Below are 15,756 nucleotides of genomic sequence, written 5' to 3' on the forward strand. Positions count from 1 at the left end.
TGGAAAAGGCTCATTGCCTTTGTGCCCGGCGTCAGCGAACGTCTGGGAGCGTCGAGGGTCGTTGCTCTTTCGCCTAGCAAGTCGCGTTGCGTATGGCGTGCGACGGTGACGCCACCTTGGGAGCCCCGCTCAGCGAGGAGGCAGTTCACCGGAACCACGCGGGACAAGTCTGGTGGGGACGACCTCGGCCCGGGGGCGCGTCCGGTCGCCGTCGAGGCGGGCGAGCACGGTTCGTGCCGCGGCGGCGCCCAGTGCAGCGGGGTCCTGGGCGATGACCGTCAGGGGCGGTTCGAGGATCTCAGCGAGTGGCAGGTCGTCGAAGGCAACGAGGGCGATGTCCTTGCGACGTCGCCTGGCCAGGGCCGTTACCGCGCCCATGGCGGTGAAGTTGTTCCCGGCGAGCAGCGCCGTGGGCGGCTCGGCGAGATCCAGGAGGCCTTCGGTGGCGGCAGCTGACGCGCCCTGATCGTGGCCGCTGGCGACGAGGTTCCTGTCATAGGGCACACCGGCGTCGGCCAACGCGGCGCGGTAGCCGGCCAGGCGCTCGCGGCGGGTGTAGAGGCCTGCCGGGAGGTCCCCGATGAATCCGATCCGCCGGTGCCCGGCTGCCAACAGGTGCGCTGTGCCTTCCTGGGCGCCGGACCGGTTGGAACTCACCACCCTGTCGGTGGCCAGCCCGCTGCCGGGCCGGTCCAGGAAGACCACGGGCGGCCCGGAGGAGACCCCGCCGAGGTAGGCGTGGTGGGCGCCGACCGAGGGGACGACGACGAGCGCGCTGACCCTGCGGCTGAGGAAGGTCTCGATCAAGGCCCGTTCCTGGGCGGGATCCTCGGCCGAGGATCCCATGAGCAGCGTCAGACCCCGCTCGCGGACCGCGTCCTCGATACCGCCGGCCACAGTGCCGAAGAAGGGGTTGCCCATATCGGGTACCACCAGGCCGATGGTGCTGTCGGGACTGCCCCGGCGCATGTTGCGGGCCATGAGGTTGGGCTGGAAGCCGAGCCTGTTGACTGCTTCCATCACCTTTTCGCGGGTCCTGGCCGAGGTCGGGCCATCGTCGTTGAGGACGCGGGAGACCGTCTTGGCGCTTACGCCGACTTCGTGGGCCACGTCACTTAGCGTCGGCCGCCGACTCCCGGTCATACGCCACCGTTCTCCGTGTCCTGCCCTACCCGGCCGGCCCTGATCGCCGGCCGACAGGGCATCTTATAGGTCACGTCGTGGGAAGCCCGGCAGCTCTGGCCGCCTCCGCGTCGGCGACGGTCGCCTTCCCGCCGTCGCTTCCCACCGTCAGCGCCCCGGTCATGATCGCCACGACCTCGGCCATCGAATAGTCTGACGGCTTGATGAGCGCTTCCCGCTTCCCCATCCGGTGGACGTGGATACGGTCGGCGATCTCGAAGACATGGGGCATGTTGTGGCTGATGAGGATCACAGGCAGGCCTCTGTCCCGCACCTGCCGGATCAGGTCGAGGACCTGGCCGGACTCCTTGACGCCCAGGGCTGCGGTGGGTTCGTCCATGACCACGACGCTGCGAGCCCAGGCGACCGCACGGGCCACGGCAACCGCCTGGCGCTGTCCGCCGGAAAGCGTGTCGACGGTCTGGGTCAGCGAGCGCAGGCCGATCTTCAGCTCCGCCATGTGGGCGGCGGCCTCCTCGCGCATCCGCTTCTTGTCCAGCATGCGCAGCACGCTGCCGAGCGGGCCGGTCCGGCGCAGTTCGCGGCCGAGGAACATGTTGGAGGCGATGTCCATGGACGCGGCGACTGCCAGGTCCTGGTAGACGGTCTCGATGCCGTGCTCTCTGGCCTGCTGGGGTCCGCTGAAGCGGATGGCCTCGCCGTTCAGCCGGATCTCGCCGCGGTCCGGGACGAGGGCGCCGGTGAGGGCCTTGATCAGGCTGGACTTTCCGGCGCCGTTGTCGCCGATGACGGCGAGCACCTCGCCGGGCATCAGGTCGAAGTCGGCACCGTCGATCGCGGTGACGTGGCCGTAGCGCTTGACCAGGCCGCGGGCCTGGAGGATGGGAGTGACTGACTCCGCATCCGCACCGCTGGTCGCGGTGTCCTTCGGGGTGCTCGTCGTCGTGCGGTTCGGCTCGCTCATCGGCGGACCCTCTTCCGGGAGATCTGGTCGACGGTCACGGCGAGGATGACGAGAACGCCGGTGATCAGCGTCTGGTATATGGAAGCCACACCCATCAACTGCAGGCCGTTGCGGAACACTCCGACGATCAGCGCCCCGATCAGCGAGCCCATCACGGTGCCGCGGCCGCCGAAGAGGCTGGTGCCGCCGAGGACGACGGCGGTGATGCTGTCGAGGTTTTCGGTCTGCCCGGCCTGGGGGTCCCCCACGCCGGTACGCGAGACCAGCAGCAGGGCGGCGATCCCGTAGACCAGGCCGGCCACCGCGTAGACGCCGATGGTCAGCCGGGAGGTGCGTACCCCGTTGAGCCGGGCGGCCTCCGGGCTGTTGCCCAGCGCGTAGACATGCCGCCCCCAGGAGGTGCTGCTCAGCGCGTAGGCGAAGGCGAGGAAGAGGGCGATGGTCAGCACTGAGCCGTAAGTGACGTCGGTGCGGCCCAGCGGGAAGGTCTCCCCCAGCCAGGTGAGGGACCTCGGCAGGTCTGTGACAGTCTGCTCGTCGGAGTAGATGTGGGTCAGGGCGAAGGCGATGTTGAGCATGCCCAGCGTGACGATGAACGGCGGCAGCGGGACCAGGCGCACCAGCAGACCGTTGACCAGCCCGAACCCGGCGCAGACGCCCAGCCCCATCACGATGGCCACCAGGGGCGGAACACTGCCTTCCGCGGCGGACTTGGCGATCATGATGGAGCCGAACGCCATGACGGCGCCACAGGACAGGTCGATGCCCGCGGTCAGGATGATCAGGGTCTGGCCGATGGCGAGCGCGCCGACGACCATGACCTGCTGGATGATCAGCGAGAAGTTGCCGCCGGAGAGGAACTGGTCGGTCGTCAGGGAGAAGAAGGCGCACGCCAGCACGAGAGCTGCGAGTGGTCCCGCGGTGGGCGCGGCGGTCAGCCGGCGCAGCCGGGTCGGCTCCTTCACGGAGGCGTAGGGAGGAGCTGCGGTGGTCATGGAGGTCCTTGCGGTGTGAGAGTCGGAGGCGGCCCGGACCGGGTCAGGGCATCGCGGGCCGGGCCGCCGGTTCGTGTCGCGTGCGGGCCGCCGGTCACGGGGCCTGCCGCGACGCCTGTCATCCCCAGCAGTTGGCCAGGCCGTACGCGGTGTCCTTGGCGTCGACACCGGTCTGCGCCTTGTCCGTGATCAGGGTGACGCCGGTGTCGTGGTAGCCGGACGGCTTGGTGCCGCTCTTGGCGTAGTCGGCCACCGCCTTGATGCCCTCCTCGGCCATCTTCAGCGGGTACTGCTGTGAGGTGGCGGCGATCTTGCCGTCCTTGACCGCCTGGGTGCCGGTGCAGCCGCCGTCCACGGAGACGATCAGGACGTCCTTCTCGCGCCCCTTGGCTTTCAGCGCGGTGTACGCGCCGAGCGCCGCAGGCTCGTTGATGGTGTAGACGACGTTGAGGTCGGGTGCCTTCTGCAGGCAGTTCTCCATCGCGGTCTGGCCCTTGGCCTGGTCGCCACCGGTGTCCTGGGAACAGACGATCGACGGGTCGCCGTCGCTGACACCGAATCCCTTGAGGAAGCCGTCGTGCCGCTGCTGCCCGACCGCGACGCCCGGCGCCAGGTCCAGCGTGGCGATCTTCGCCTGCTTCCCCGCCATCGCCGCCTTGGCGTATGCGCCGATCAGCTCACCGGCCTTGGTGTTGTCGGTGGCGAACAGCGCGTCCGTGCCGCTCTGCGGATCCGTGGGGCTATCCAGTGCGATCACCACAACGCCCTTGGCCCGGGCCTTGGCGATCGCCGGCAGGATCGCCTTGGAGTCGCTCGGAGTGATCAGGATGCCCTTGACGCCGGCCGCCACCATGTTCTCGATCGCGGTGATCTGACTCGCGTTGTCCCCGTCGAACTTCCCCGCGGCCGTCATCAGATCGACGCCGTCGGCCTTGGCGGCCTTCTGCGCCCCGTCCTTCATCTTCACGAAGAACGGGTTGGTGTCGGTCTTGGTGATCAGGCCGACCTTGACCTTCCCGCCCGAGCCTGACCCGGCGTCCGACGACGATCCCTTGGACCCCGAACCGCAGGCGCTCAGTGCGAGCGCCGCGACGGTCAGCCCGGCGGCGGCTCTCAGCGCGGTCATGGCGGCGACGCGGGTGGTACGAGACATCTCAGCTCCTTGGGGTTGCGAAAGCGCGGCGCCCGTGGTCGCTCGCGTTATGTCAACGTTGACACTGTCATCGTTGACATCGACATGCAGAGGATGATGGGCTCCCCACCAGCGAAACGTCAATGCCCCCCAGCCATAACAAGTCGGCAACACCGCCGTCACCGTCCCGTCGGCGGCAGCCTCGCAACCACGGCACGAGCCTGCGCCTGATGCCACTCACCGCCGTCGCAGGACCGCGCCGCCTACCTCACGAAAAGAGACACATCGATGCAGGGACCCCAGGTCACCGTCATCGGCGAGTGCGTCGCCGACGCCTTTCCCGCCGGCGGGCTCGCGGCGCCGGGCGAACTCGCGCTGCGCGTGCTTCCCGGCGGCGGACCGGCCAACACCGCCGTCGCCCTGGGCCGCCTCGGCACCCCGGTGCGCTTCGTCGGCCGGCTGTCGGACGACACCTTCGGCCGGCTGTTCCGCGCGCAGCTGACCGGCTCCGGCGTCGACCTGGACGACTGCCCCCGAGCCGCGGAACCCAGCACCCTGGCCGTTGCCGAACTGGACGAGCACGGCTCCGCGGGCTGGACCTTCCACGCCGAGGGCACGGCGGACTGGCAGTGGACCGCAGCCGAACTCGCTGCCGTGGACCTCCGCGGCACTTCATGCGTTCACGGGGGGTCGCTCACGCTGGTACGAGCCCCGGGCGCCGCGGCCGTCGAGGAGTTCCTGGCCCGTGCGGCGACCGGGGCCACCGTGTCACTCGACCCCAACGTCCGCCCCCGGCTCGTCCCGCCGGCCGTCTACCGGGAACGCCTGGCCCGCTGGTGCGCGCTGGCCGACCTCCTGCGCATCAGCGAGGAGGACCTGCGGACGCTGCGGCCCGGGGTGACGCCGGAGCAGATCTGCGACGAGTGGCACGCGGCCGGGGTACGCCTGGTCGTCGTCACCCTCGGCGCGCGGGGAGCCCTGGTCTCACTCGACGGGGAACGCGCCGCCGTCCCGGGCGTCCGCGTGCGGGTGGTGGACACCGTCGCTGCGGGCGACTCGTTCACCGGCGGGCTCCTCCACCATCTGGGCAGCGCCGGCCTCCTCGGCGGACGTCTGGACCGGCTCACCCTCGCCGACGCCGTGGCCGCGGCCACTCTCGGCGCCCGCGTCGCCGCCCTGACCTGCACCGTTCCCGGACCCAACCCGCCCTGGGCCGACCAGCTCAACACCTCTGCCGGGACCGCCACGCCTTGACCGCCACGGCGGATGCCGCACTCGACGGGCGGGCAGGTCCCGGCCACCGGATCCGTCCAGGCCATTGACGCGGGGGACAGCGGCGGACAATCATCCTCGGCGACCGGTGTCAACGATGACTTTTCTGCGAAATGTCATCGTTGACACCCCGAGTGCCGTCGTCATCCCTGTTCAGGGGCGACTCCCGCCGCCGCGTCTGCCCGACCATTCATGCCGGCGGCCGTCGCGTCCCTCTCACGCACGTCCCATCCGGCGCAGGCGGGCACGTACGCCAGAAAATCCGACTTCGAGGAGCAACAACAACCGTGCAAGACAAGAGAACCTCGCCGAGGGCACGCCGACTGGTCGTGCGCTCCCTCGCCACCGCGTCCGTCGCCGCCTGCGTCGCAGTGCTCACGCCGGCCGCGGGGGCGGGAGCCACCGAGACGCCTCGGCCGTATTCCGAGACCTACCGCCCGCAGTTCCACTTCTCGCCCGCCCAGAACTGGATGAACGACCCCAACGGCCCGATCTGGTACAAGGGTCGCTACCACCTGTTCTTCCAGTACAACCCGTCCGGCAACACCTGGGGCAACATGTCCTGGGGCCATGCCACCAGCCCCGACCTGGTGCACTGGACTCAACAGCCGCTGGCCATCCCCCAGGACGACACCGAGATGGTCTTCTCCGGTGCCGTCGTCTTCGACAAGACCAACAGCAGCGGTCTCGGCACCCACGGCAATCCCCCGCTCGTCGCGGTCTACACCAGCCTCCACAAGTCCGACAGTGTGCAGGCACAGGCCCTGGCGTATTCCACGGACGGCGGCACGACCTGGAAGAAGTACGCGGGCAATCCCGTCATCGACATCGGCTCGCGCGACTTCCGTGACCCCAAGGTCTTCTGGAACGCCAAGACACGCAGCTGGACGATGGCCGTCGCACTGTCCGCCGAGCACAAGGTGCGCTTCTACTCCTCCCCCGACCTGAAGCACTGGACCGAGCTCAGCGAGTTCGGGCCGGCTGGCGCCACCGGCGGCGCCTGGGAGTGCCCCGACCTCTTCCCCCTCGCAGTCGACGGCGATCCCTCGCGCGTGAAGTGGGTGCTGGTGGTGAACATCAACCCCGGCGGCCCGCAGGGCGCATCCGCCGCTCAGTACTTCGTCGGCGACTTCGACGGGAAGACATTCACGCCGGACGATTCGAGCACCTACACCCCGCCGGCAGGCGAAGTGATCGCCGACTTCGAGGATGGCACGTACCGGTCGTGGACCACCACCGGCACAGCCTTCGGCAGCGCACCGGCCGCCGGCACCCTGCCCGGTCAGCAGCTCGTCACCGGCTACCAGGGAAGCGGCCTGGCCAACAGCTTCATCGACTTCGACGCCAGCACGGGTTCCCTGACGTCGCCGGAATTCACCATCGACAAGCCGTATCTGAACTTCCTCATCGGCGGCGGCAACCACCCCATCTCCCAGCCCGACCCCACCGCCGTCAACCTTGTCGTGAACGGCAAGGTGGTCAGGACCACCACCGGGCAGGACGGCGAGGCCCTGGACTGGACCCACTGGAACGTGGCCGATCTCGCGGGCCAGAAGGCGCAGATCCAGATCGTCGACGACAACACCAGTGGCTGGGGACACATCAACGCCGACCAGTTCGTGCTCGCCGACGCCCCCGCGCTCGGTTCGGTGCAGCGAGCGCACTGGATGGACTACGGTGCCGACTTCTACGCAGCGACCTCAGTGAACGACGAGCCACGCGGCAGGCGCGTCGTCATCGGGTGGATGAACAGCTGGCAGTACGGCCAGGACATTCCCACCTCTCCCTGGCGCAGCGCCGACACCTTCCCCCGCGAACTCGCCCTGCGCACCGTCCACGGCAAGCCGCAGCTCGTCCAGCAGCCCGTCCAGGAACTGAACATCCTGCGCACCGGAATCACGCGGACGGCCACCACCGTCCTGCCCGACGGCACCGACGTGCCCTTGGCCGCGAACGGCAGCCTGCTCGACATCACCGCGACCCTGCGGGCCGGAACCGCGAAGGACTTCGGCATCAAGGTGCACACCGGGGCCGGCCAGGAGACCCGCATCGGCTACGACACCGCCACGCAGGAGATCTACGTCGACCGCACCCGCTCCGGGGCGTCCTCTCTCAGCCCCGCCTTCGCCGGTGTGCAGCGCGCCCCCCTGACGCTGGACAGCAAGGGACGCCTGGACCTGCGCATCGTCGTCGACACCTCCTCGGTGGAGGTGTACGCCGACGACGGCCGCGTCGTCCTGACCGACCAGATCTTCCCCGACCCCTCCAGCAACGGCGTCTCCGCCTACGCCGAAGGCGGCACGGCACACCTGGACTCACTACGTGCCCAGAGGCTCAGGTCCGCCTGGCGGTAGAAGCCTTCCGCCGGGGAGCACAAAACGAGCACGTAACCAGCTCTTGACATGGGCGTCGTCATGCACCACCGTCGAAAACGGTAGCCAAAACGTTTGGGCAATCGGAATGTAGTCGACGATGTTCATTCCGTCGCAACCCTCGCCCCGGCCGCAGCAGTCCGCGGAGCGCACCCAGGAGGATGATCATGGAGCGGCAGACCGAGTCAGCGCATGCCACCGCGGTCTACCTGCGCTGTTATCCGCGCGACGGCTGGGCCGTGATGAGCTTGCACCGGATCCTGGACAGGTACGCCCTCGATCTGGGACTGTCCTGGCCCAACGCCTTCATCGACAACGGGATTTCGTCCCACCAGGCGGCGCCGCGCCGCGCCAACCTCGAGGTCGCGGGGGCCGCTGGGTGCAGCGGTGTCATCCTGATCCCGGGTCCGTGGGTCTTCGCTCTCGACGACGGGGCTGCACGGCCGGCGGTGGACCGGTTCACCGCGCAGGGCTGCGAGATCACCGAGCTTCCACGGCACCTGGGGGCCGCCGCTGCACCATCGGCGGAGCCTGCTCGCACCCATGATCGGCAGGTGCGGCTTACGCACCCATCCGCCGGCCTGCCTTCGCATCCAGGCGGCACTCCGGGCGGTGCGGTGGATCGGCTCCCCTCCGCCGGTCTCGCGTCCTGGGACACAGGTCCGTAACGAGTCGTTGACACGGCCTTCGCCGTGCCCCATTGTCGTCGCAAACCGGATTGCCCAAACGTTTTGGCAGGGTCTTATGAAGCGAGTCGGACTCAAGGATGTGGCCGCCGAGGCAGGTGTCTCGGTCACCACGGTCTCCCACATCCTCAACAACGTGCAGGGCAAACGCATCAACGCCGAGACCCGGCGGCTGGTGCTTGAGGTCGCCGAGCACCTGGGATACCAGCCCAACGACCTGGCCCGCGGGCTGCGCCTGAGACGCTCGAACACGGTGGGGTTCGTCAGCGACGAGATCGCCACCACTCCGCACGCCGGGCAGATCATCCGCGGCGCTCAGGAAGCCGCCGCACAAAACGGCCTGATGCTGCTGATGCTGAACACCGGGAACGACCGCGACCTGGAGGACAAGGAGATCGCGCTGCTGCTGCGTCACCAGGTCGACGGCGTGCTGTACGCGTCGATGTACCACCGGGTGGTGGAGGTGCCACAGCGACTGGCCTCTGTTCCCACCGTCCTGCTCGATGCCCGCAGCGACGATCCCGCCGTCCCCTCGGTAGTTCCCGACGAGGAGCAGGGGGGGCGGACCGCGACCCGTGAGCTGCTCGCACACGGCCACCGCAGGATCGGGTTCGTCAACAACATCGACGACATTCCGGCCTCGCGGGGTCGCCTCGCTGGCTACCGGGGTGAACTGGCGGAGGCGGGTATCGATTTCGACCCTTCCCTGGTGGTCACCGAGGACTCCGTCGCAGCAGGTGGGTACCGGGGCTCGCGGACGCTGCTCGGGTTGGACGACCCTCCGACCGCGTTGTTCTGCTTCAACGATCGCATGGCGATGGGTGCCTACCGGGCGGCATCTGAAGCAGGGCTCGCCATTCCGGCCGACCTCTCGGTGATCGGCTTCGACAACCAGGAGCTGATCAGCGAAAACCTCTTTCCCGCGCTGACCACGGTCGCCCTCCCCCACTACGAGATGGGGGCCAGGGCCATCTTCCACCTCCAGCAGGTGATCGATAGGGCCGAACCCCTCGGCGCGGCTGTCCACGAAGTCCTGCACTGCCCGCTGATCTCCCGGGACTCGGTTGCCCGGCCCCGGACGTGACGCGGAACAGCAACGCAGCACAGATACGGGCGGACTGTCGGCACCCGACGCGCCCCGCCGTCCCGGATCTGACCCGGGACGGCGAAGCACCACCAACAGGCGGCCGTTGACACCGGCCGTCCGGCGAGGCATCCGCAAGGACTCGCCCTGTAGACGGAGGAACCATGAGATCGAACACCAGACGCCTCGCGGCAGCCAGTCTAGCCGCGGTCACCGCGACAGCCCTGCTCACGGCCTGCGGGGCCACGAGCAGCGGCCAGGGGTCGGGCGCCGACGGCAACACCATCACCTTGTGGACCCACAACGCAGGCAACGCGGGCGAGTACAAGGTGGTCCAGCAGATCGTCAAGGACTTCAACGCCGGCCAGAGCACGTACAAGGTGAAGATCCAGGCGTTCCCTCAGCAGTCGTACAACGACTCGGTGGTGGCAGCGGCATCGGCCAAGAAGTTGCCGTGCATCCTGGACAGCGACGGGCCGAACGTGCCGAACTGGGCGTGGGGCGGTTACCTGGCGCCGGTGGACCTGTCAGGCAGCCAGGTCCCGCTGTCCGATCAGCTGCCAAGTACGGTCGGCACCTACCAGGGCAAGACCTACACCTTCGGGTACTACGACGTCGCGCTGACGATGTTCGCCCGCAAGTCCGTGCTCCAGGCCAACAGCATCCGCATCCCCACCATCGGCAAGCCCTGGACCAAGGACGAGTTCGACGCCGCCCTGGCCAAGCTCAAGGCCGGCGGGAAGTTCACCTACCCGCTGGAGATGGGCACCGGCGGCGCAGGCGAGTGGTGGCCGTACGCCTACTCGCCCCAGCTGCAGAGCTTCGGCGGAGACCTGGTCGACCGGTCGCAGTACAAGACCGCCGACAAGGCCATGAACGGCCCGGCGGCCGTGGCCTGGGGGACCTGGTTCCGTTCCCTGGTGACCAACGGCTACATGGCGCAGAAGAGCGGGGCCAGCCCCAACAACGACTTCCTCAACGGCAAGTCCGCCATCGAGTGGGACGGCAGCTGGGACGCGGCCACCAACAGCGCGAAACTCGGAAGTGACCTGGCCGTCCTGCCGCCCGTCGACTTCGGGAAGGGACCGAAGATCGGCGGCGCCTCATGGCAGTGGGGCATGAGCGCGACATGCAGCAACAAGGCTGGCGCCCAGGCCTATCTGAAGTTCTCGCGGCAGACGAAGTACTTCGTCGACTTCGCCAAGGCGGCCGGCACGATTCCGGCCACCGCAGACGCCGCGGCACAGATTCCCGGCTACCAGCCCGGCGGACCGTACGACGTCTTCTCCCAGGAGGCCCGGAAGTTCGCGGTCGTGCGCCCGGTCACTCCGGCCTATCCCTTCATCTCCTCGGTCTTCGAGAAGACCGCCAAGGACATCCTTGCCGGTGCTGACGTCCAGAAGTCCCTGGACCAGGCCGTCCAGCAGATCAACTCGAACCTGAAGACCAACCGCTACTACGCCGGCTGACCTACCACACACCTACCGGCGGGGGACGGCCGTCAGGACATCCGTCCTGACCCCCGTTCCCCGCCCGAGTCCTGATCTGCCCGGAGTCCCCCTGTGTCCACCACCGTCAGTGCAAGACCCCGCCCACGCGGCACCCCCGGAGGCGTCCAACGCCGCCGGGAGCGGCTGACCGCGTTCGGCATGGTCAGCCCCGCAGTCGTCCTGCTGCTGTGCTTCCTCGTCGTTCCCGTCGCGCTGGCCTTCGGCCTCGCCTTCACCAGCGCGCGCCTCGTCTCCCCCACTCCCGCCCACTTCGTGGGCCTCGAGAACTTCCGCCTGCTCTTCCATGACCCGGTCTTCGCCCGCTCACTGAGGAACACCCTGGTATTCGCCGCCGTGGTCGTACCGGTTCAGGCCGGCTTCGGCCTGGCTCTGGCCCTTCTGGTGAACACGAAGGTCAGGGGCACCACCTTCTTCCGCACCGTCTACTTCGTGCCCGTGGTCACCTCCATGGTGGTGGTGTCCCTGGTCTGGCTGTTCCTCTACCAGAAGACCGGACTGGTCAACCACCTCATCCATTCCTTCACCTTCGGTCTGGTGACCGGGCCCGACTGGCTGAACAACCCCCGCACCTCACTGCCGGCCATCATCTTCATGTCCGTATGGCAGGGCGTCGGCTTCCACATGGTGATCTGGTTGTCCGGGCTGCAGACCATACCCGTCGAGCTGCACGAGGCCGCCGCCATCGACGGCGCCGACCGCTGGGCCCGCTTCCGCAGCGTGACCTGGCCCGGGCTGCGGCCCACCAGGGCCTTTGTCCTGATCACCATCACGATCGACGCGTTCCGCCTGTTCACCCAGGTGAACGTCATGACGCAGGGCGGCCCGGTCGACTCCACCAGCACCGTGGTCTACCAGGCGGTGCACACCGGATACGACCAGCAGCAGACGGCATACGCGTCCGCGATCTCGCTGGTGTTCTTCGTCATCGTGCTGGCCGTCTCCCTCATCCAGCGCTTCCTCACCCGGGAGAAGGACTGACATGGCCACCGCATCGAACCCGACCCGCGGCACCGGACTCCGGCGCGTCCCGGGCGTGCTCCTGCGCATCGTTCTCGCGCTGTTCTTCGCCTTCCCGATCGTGTTCATGCTGATCTCGTCCTTCAAGCCCGACCAGCAGATATTCAAAGACCTCGGAAGCATCCGGGCGTTCCTGCCCGTGGGCCACGTGTCACTGGCCAATTACCGGGGTGTCTTCGACCGGGTTCCGGCGATGCGATTCCTGATGAACTCGATCGTCATCTCGGCCGTCACCGTCGCGCTGGGCATCGTGGTGAACAGCATGGCCGCCTTCGCGCTGTCCCGGATGCGCTGGCCCGGGCGCAGGCTGCTGCTCACACTGATCATCGCCACCCTGATCGTGCCGTTCGAGACGTTCGCCCTGCCGATGGTGTGGTGGGTCAACAAGCTCCCCTGGCTACAGTTCGACGGCTCCCACCTGGTGATCACCGAAGGGTGGCTGGACACCTACCGGGTGCAGATCCTGCCCTTCGTCGCCAACGCGTTCTCGGTCTTCCTGTTCCACCAGTACTTCCAGAGCATCCCCAAGGAGCTGGACGAGGCGGCGCTCATGGACGGAGCCTCGTGGTTCGGTGTGTACCGGCGCATCATCATGCCGCTGTCCGGCCCCGCGGTCGCGACCGTCGCCATTTTGACGTTCCTGCCCATGTGGAACTCCTACCTGTGGCCCCTGATGGTGGTCCAGGACGAGCACCTGCGGCCCGTCATGATCGGCATCCAGTACTTCTTCCAGCTCAACGTCTCATGGGGCCAGATCATGGCCTACTCCACCATGATCACCGTCCCGGTGCTCGCGCTGTTCCTCGCCTTCCAGCGCGCCTTCATCAACAGCATCGCCTCCAGTGGCGTCAAGGGCTGACCGCCCGCCCCTGTCGTCACACCGCGCCCCACGGTTCGGGCGCGGCCCAGTCGAACGAAGGACACCCTTGTCCCCCACTGCCCGCGATCCCCATCTGCCGGCGGTCCATCCGAGACCGCCGAAAAACTGGATCAACGACCCCAACGGCCTGTGCTTCCACGACGGGCACTACCACGTCTTCCACCAGTACAACCCGCACGGCCCCGAGCACTCCGGCGTTCACTGGGGGCACATGCGCAGCACCGACCTCGTCTCCTGGCAGTCCCTTCCGGTCGCCCTCACCCCGACGCCCGGCGGCGAGGACGCTGACGGATGCTTCTCCGGCAACGCGGTCTCCCACAAAGGCCGCCTCATCGCCTTCTACTCCGCCTACCGCAAGGACCGCTGGCACCAGCCGATCGCCGCAGCCGAGTCCCGCGACGGCGGACTCACCTGGGCCAAGCGGCCCGGCCTGCTCATCCCCGATCCGCCTCCCGGCACGACGATGTACCGCGATCCCTACGTCTGGCGGCACGACGGCGGGTGGCGCATGCTTGTCGGCGCCGGCCTCACTGGCGACCGAGGCGCTGCCCTTCTCTACGAGTCGCCCGATCTCGAATCGTGGCGCTATCTCGGCCCCTTCTTCGCCGCCGACGACGGTCACCTCCCTGGAACGGGCGGGTGGACCGGCTGGGAGTGCCCCCAGTACGCCACCTTCGGCGACCGCGGAGCGCTCATCGTCAGCCTGTGGGACGCGGCAGACGGTCCCAGCAGCGTCCGCGCCTATGTGGGATCCGAACACGAGGGCACCTTCCAGCCGGCCGCGCACCACCTGCTCGACCACGGACCGGACTTCTACGCGCCGGCCCTGCTGCACGCTCCCGCGGGTCCTTCCGACCCTGAAGTCGAGGGAGGAGGCCGATGGCTGCTGTGGGGCTGGTCGTGGGAAGCCCGCGACTCCGAGTGGACAGCGCAGGCCGGGTGGGCCGGGGTCCTGACCCTGCCCCGCGAGATTTCCCTGAGCAACGACGGCCGGGTTCACCAGCAGCCGGCGCGGGAACTGCTGCTCCAGCGCCGGTCGCAGCTCGTTCGTGCCACCGGGCGCTCGGCGACAACCGACGCCACCGGCCTCGGCAGCGTCGGCCGGACCTTCGACCTCACCGCCCGGCTGCGGCCGGAAGCCGGGGATACGGCGCGCTTGCGTCTCACCACCGCGGACGACGGGACGGAGTACCTCGACATCACGGTCGACATCACCGCACGCCACCTCGCCGTGGACCGCAACCGCGGCTCCCGGGACCCCCGGGCACGCCGGGGCCGCTACACCATGCCCCTGGACGGCGCGGCTGGCACGGACGGCGCCGTGGAGATGCGGGTCGTGGTGGATGCGTCGATCGTGGAGGTCTTCCTGCCGACCGGTCAGGCGATGACCGTACGCTGGTACCCCACTGCCGAGCCCCCCTGGCGGCTGCAGTTCCTTGGCAACGGGCACTACACAGTCGACGCGTGGGAGCTGGGGCCGCAGGTCTCACAGGGGAATCCGGACAGCTCCGGCGCCCGTACCGGAAGCACGATCGCGGCCGACCTGCGGCCTCTTGAGGAGAGCTCCACCACCTCCTGAGACAGGCACACGGCACCCATGAGGTCGGCCCGAACGCGCCACACGCGTTCGGGCCGACCTCTTGTCCGCCTGTCCTCCTACGGCCGCGGCGGTCCCACCGAACCACGCTGGCGCACCGGCATCGCCACCCTGTGGACTCTTGGTTCGAGCGGCTTGCCCGACAGGACGGTCTCGACCGCGAGGTGTCCCATCTGATAGTGAGGCAGCGCCAGCGTGGTCAGTGCCGGCCGAAGCCACGAAGCGATGTCCTGGTCGTCGAAGGAGACCACGGTGACGTCGTCCGGTACGGACAGGCCTGCCTCGGCCAGCGCCTGGTAAGCGCCGAAAGACAGTCTGTCGGTGGAGCACACCAGCGCCCGGGGCGGTGAGCCGTCTTGCAGAAGTCGCCGCGTTTCCCGGTAACCGTCCTCGGCGTTCCATTCGCACTCCACAACACCGTCGAGTCCGGTGCGTGCTGCGCGCAGTACCTCCTGCAGCCCCCGCATCCGTTCGTTGCCGGCGAAGTTCCCCTCCGGCGTGGCGGGCACGGCCTTGTGCCCGCCGATGGCCCAGATGCCGCTGCGGTGACCGTGCTCCGTGAGCATCCGACCGGCGTTGCGGCCGGCCTCCACCTCGTCGGGGACCACGCAGGGTGCCCCGAATCCGGGGGCCAGGCAGTTCAGCAGCACCACGCGGTGACCGTGCAGTTCTTTGGGCGGTGTGACGTAGCGGGTGTACATCGAGGCCAGAATTACCGCGTCGACCTGGCGGTCCAGAAGAGCGTTGACCAGAGTGGACTCCGAGCTGTCCGTGCCGCCTGTCTCCGTGATGAACAGCAGGTGGTCCCGGGCCGCGGCGGCCTCCAGGGCGCCCCGTATCGCCTCGCCCGCGAAGGGCGTGGTGGTCAGAGCGTCCGAGACGAGGCCGATGGTCTGCGTGGTTTTGGTGCGCAGGCTACGGGCAGTCACATTGGGCCGGTAGCCCAGCGTCTTCGCCGCCTCGTGCACCCTGGCGCTGGCAGCTTCGGAAATCCGCAAGTCGGTGCGGCCGGAGAGCACCACGGACGCCGTCGTCTGCGAGACACCCGCGCTGCGAGCGACATCGCTCATGGTCACCCGTCGACCGGTCATCGTTCACCTTTC

13 protein-coding genes are annotated in these 15,756 nt (G+C 68.5%); 8 read left to right on the top strand and 5 right to left on the bottom strand.

Annotation, left to right across the window (positions count from 1 at the left end):
- Window positions 1-129 precede the first annotated feature (129 nt).
- The 4 genes from NFU81_RS18840 to NFU81_RS18855 all read right to left on the bottom strand — a co-directional run bounded on the left by NFU81_RS18840 (window position 130) and on the right by NFU81_RS18855 (window position 4,255).
- Window positions 130-1,143, bottom strand: a complete 1,014-nt coding sequence (locus NFU81_RS18840) for a LacI family DNA-binding transcriptional regulator (RefSeq protein WP_251491428.1) — start codon at window positions 1,141-1,143, stop codon at window positions 130-132.
- Window positions 1,144-1,213: 70 nt separating this feature from the next.
- Window positions 1,214-2,107 (bottom strand): ATP-binding cassette domain-containing protein, encoded by an 894-nt coding sequence (locus NFU81_RS18845; protein WP_251491430.1) that lies wholly within the window; start codon window positions 2,105-2,107, stop codon window positions 1,214-1,216.
- Entirely contained in the window at window positions 2,104-3,102 is a 999-nt protein-coding gene (locus tag NFU81_RS18850) for an ABC transporter permease (protein WP_251491432.1), read from the bottom strand. The genes NFU81_RS18845 and NFU81_RS18850 overlap by 4 nt, the downstream gene beginning before the upstream one ends.
- A 118-nt stretch (window positions 3,103-3,220) precedes the next feature.
- The gene (locus NFU81_RS18855; RefSeq protein ID WP_251491434.1) at window positions 3,221-4,255 is read right to left on the bottom strand and encodes a sugar ABC transporter substrate-binding protein; all 1,035 of its coding nucleotides are present in this window, start codon (window positions 4,253-4,255) and stop codon (window positions 3,221-3,223) included.
- A 267-nt stretch (window positions 4,256-4,522) separates the two neighbouring features.
- On the opposite strand from NFU81_RS18855, the gene NFU81_RS18860 reads away from it, so the two are divergent.
- The 8 genes from NFU81_RS18860 to NFU81_RS18895 all read left to right on the top strand — a co-directional run bounded on the left by NFU81_RS18860 (window position 4,523) and on the right by NFU81_RS18895 (window position 14,635).
- Complete coding sequence (locus tag NFU81_RS18860) at window positions 4,523-5,488, top strand: carbohydrate kinase family protein (RefSeq protein ID WP_251491436.1); 966 nt, start codon at window positions 4,523-4,525, stop codon at window positions 5,486-5,488.
- A gap of 305 nt (window positions 5,489-5,793) precedes the next feature.
- Complete coding sequence (locus NFU81_RS18865) at window positions 5,794-7,860, top strand: glycoside hydrolase family 32 protein (protein ID WP_422665230.1); 2,067 nt, start codon at window positions 5,794-5,796, stop codon at window positions 7,858-7,860.
- Window positions 7,861-8,045: 185 nt separating this feature from the next.
- On the top strand, window positions 8,046-8,546 hold the full coding sequence (locus tag NFU81_RS18870; RefSeq protein ID WP_251491438.1) for a hypothetical protein: 501 nt from the start codon (window positions 8,046-8,048) through the stop codon (window positions 8,544-8,546).
- A gap of 7 nt (window positions 8,547-8,553) precedes the next feature.
- Window positions 8,554-9,648 (top strand): LacI family DNA-binding transcriptional regulator, encoded by a 1,095-nt coding sequence (locus NFU81_RS18875; RefSeq protein WP_251491440.1) that lies wholly within the window; start codon window positions 8,554-8,556, stop codon window positions 9,646-9,648.
- 164 nt (window positions 9,649-9,812) lie between these two features.
- A complete protein-coding gene (locus tag NFU81_RS18880) occupies window positions 9,813-11,117 on the top strand; it encodes an ABC transporter substrate-binding protein (RefSeq protein WP_251491442.1) in 1,305 nt (434 codons plus the stop codon).
- A gap of 180 nt (window positions 11,118-11,297) precedes the next feature.
- Window positions 11,298-12,137 carry a carbohydrate ABC transporter permease gene (locus NFU81_RS18885; RefSeq protein ID WP_251491444.1) on the top strand — a complete coding sequence of 280 codons (840 nt, stop codon included), beginning with the start codon at window positions 11,298-11,300 and terminating at the stop codon, window positions 12,135-12,137.
- 1 nt (window position 12,138) lies between these two features.
- Window positions 12,139-13,035, top strand: a complete 897-nt coding sequence (locus tag NFU81_RS18890) for a carbohydrate ABC transporter permease (RefSeq protein WP_251491446.1) — start codon at window positions 12,139-12,141, stop codon at window positions 13,033-13,035.
- A gap of 67 nt (window positions 13,036-13,102) precedes the next feature.
- Complete coding sequence (locus tag NFU81_RS18895) at window positions 13,103-14,635, top strand: glycoside hydrolase family 32 protein (RefSeq protein WP_251491448.1); 1,533 nt, start codon at window positions 13,103-13,105, stop codon at window positions 14,633-14,635.
- 77 nt (window positions 14,636-14,712) lie between these two features.
- On the opposite strand, the gene NFU81_RS18900 is transcribed toward NFU81_RS18895, so the two are convergent.
- Window positions 14,713-15,744 carry a LacI family DNA-binding transcriptional regulator gene (locus tag NFU81_RS18900; RefSeq protein ID WP_251491450.1) on the bottom strand — a complete coding sequence of 344 codons (1,032 nt, stop codon included), beginning with the start codon at window positions 15,742-15,744 and terminating at the stop codon, window positions 14,713-14,715.
- Window positions 15,745-15,756: the final 12 nt, after the last annotated feature.

The organism is Actinacidiphila cocklensis (assembly GCF_907177275.1).
GTDB lineage: Bacteria > Actinomycetota > Actinomycetes > Streptomycetales > Streptomycetaceae > Actinacidiphila > Actinacidiphila cocklensis.

What these genes read in the sequence shown, in the direction of transcription:
- NFU81_RS18840 (WP_251491428.1), bottom strand. Translation starts at nt 1,143, where the DNA reads ATGACCGGGAGTCGGCGGCCGACGCTAAGTGACGTGGCCCACGAAGTC.
- NFU81_RS18845 (WP_251491430.1), bottom strand. Translation starts at nt 2,107, where the DNA reads ATGAGCGAGCCGAACCGCACGACGACGAGCACCCCGAAGGACACCGCG.
- NFU81_RS18850 (WP_251491432.1), bottom strand. Translation starts at nt 3,102, where the DNA reads ATGACCACCGCAGCTCCTCCCTACGCCTCCGTGAAGGAGCCGACCCGG.
- NFU81_RS18855 (WP_251491434.1), bottom strand. Translation starts at nt 4,255, where the DNA reads ATGTCTCGTACCACCCGCGTCGCCGCCATGACCGCGCTGAGAGCCGCC.
- NFU81_RS18860 (WP_251491436.1), top strand. Translation starts at nt 4,523, where the DNA reads ATGCAGGGACCCCAGGTCACCGTCATCGGCGAGTGCGTCGCCGACGCC.
- NFU81_RS18870 (WP_251491438.1), top strand. Translation starts at nt 8,046, where the DNA reads ATGGAGCGGCAGACCGAGTCAGCGCATGCCACCGCGGTCTACCTGCGC.
- NFU81_RS18880 (WP_251491442.1), top strand. Translation starts at nt 9,813, where the DNA reads ATGAGATCGAACACCAGACGCCTCGCGGCAGCCAGTCTAGCCGCGGTC.
- NFU81_RS18885 (WP_251491444.1), top strand. Translation starts at nt 11,298, where the DNA reads ATGGTCAGCCCCGCAGTCGTCCTGCTGCTGTGCTTCCTCGTCGTTCCC.
- NFU81_RS18890 (WP_251491446.1), top strand. Translation starts at nt 12,139, where the DNA reads ATGGCCACCGCATCGAACCCGACCCGCGGCACCGGACTCCGGCGCGTC.
- NFU81_RS18900 (WP_251491450.1), bottom strand. Translation starts at nt 15,744, where the DNA reads ATGACCGGTCGACGGGTGACCATGAGCGATGTCGCTCGCAGCGCGGGT.